At 56.8% G+C, this 1,340-nt stretch carries 1 rRNA gene; it reads right to left on the reverse strand.

The window, feature by feature from the left end:
- A 16S ribosomal RNA gene (locus IE069_RS15530) occupies positions 1-1,340 on the reverse strand; the annotation flags it as partial.

Below are 1,340 nucleotides of genomic sequence, written 5' to 3' on the forward strand. Positions count from 1 at the left end.
CGACTTAGTCCCAATCGCCAGTCCCACCTTCGACAGCTCCTTCCCACAAGGGGTTAGGCCACCAGCTTCGGGTGTTACCAACTTTCGTGACTTGACGGGCGGTGTGTACAAGGCCCGGGAACGTATTCACCGCAGCGTTGCTGATCTGCGATTACTAGCGACTCCGACTTCATGGGGTCGAGTTGCAGACCCCAATCCGAACTGAGACCGGCTTTTTGGGATTAGCTCCACCTCACAGTATCGCAACCCATTGTACCGGCCATTGTAGCATGCGTGAAGCCCAAGACATAAGGGGCATGATGATTTGACGTCGTCCCCACCTTCCTCCGAGTTGACCCCGGCAGTCTCCCATGAGTCCCCACCATCACGTGCTGGCAACATGGAACGAGGGTTGCGCTCGTTGCGGGACTTAACCCAACATCTCACGACACGAGCTGACGACAACCATGCACCACCTGTGAACCAGCCCCGAAGGGAAGGACTATTTCTAGCCCGGTCCGGTCCATGTCAAGCCTTGGTAAGGTTCTTCGCGTTGCATCGAATTAATCCGCATGCTCCGCCGCTTGTGCGGGCCCCCGTCAATTCCTTTGAGTTTTAGCCTTGCGGCCGTACTCCCCAGGCGGGGCACTTAATGCGTTAGCTACGACGCGGAGAACGTGGAATGTCCCCCACATCTAGTGCCCAACGTTTACGGCATGGACTACCAGGGTATCTAATCCTGTTCGCTCCCCATGCTTTCGCTCCTCAGCGTCAGTTACTGCCCAGAGACCTGCCTTCGCCATCGGTGTTCCTCCTGATATCTGCGCATTTCACCGCTACACCAGGAATTCCAGTCTCCCCTACAGCACTCTAGTCTGCCCGTACCCACCGCAGATCCGGAGTTAAGCCCCGGACTTTCACGGCAGACGCGACAAACCGCCTACGAGCTCTTTACGCCCAATAATTCCGGATAACGCTTGCGCCCTACGTATTACCGCGGCTGCTGGCACGTAGTTAGCCGGCGCTTCTTCTGCAGGTACCGTCACTTTCGCTTCTTCCCTACTGAAAGAGGTTTACAACCCGAAGGCCGTCATCCCTCACGCGGCGTCGCTGCATCAGGCTTTCGCCCATTGTGCAATATTCCCCACTGCTGCCTCCCGTAGGAGTCTGGGCCGTGTCTCAGTCCCAGTGTGGCCGGTCACCCTCTCAGGCCGGCTACCCGTCGTCGCCTTGGTGAGCCATTACCTCACCAACAAGCTGATAGGCCGCGAGTCCCTCCTTGACCAGAAACCCTTTCCAAAAACCACCATGCGATGGAAATTGAATATCCAGTATTAGACCCAGTTTCCCAGGCTTATCCC

Source organism: Zhihengliuella salsuginis (assembly GCF_014651715.1).
GTDB lineage: Bacteria > Actinomycetota > Actinomycetes > Actinomycetales > Micrococcaceae > Zhihengliuella > Zhihengliuella salsuginis.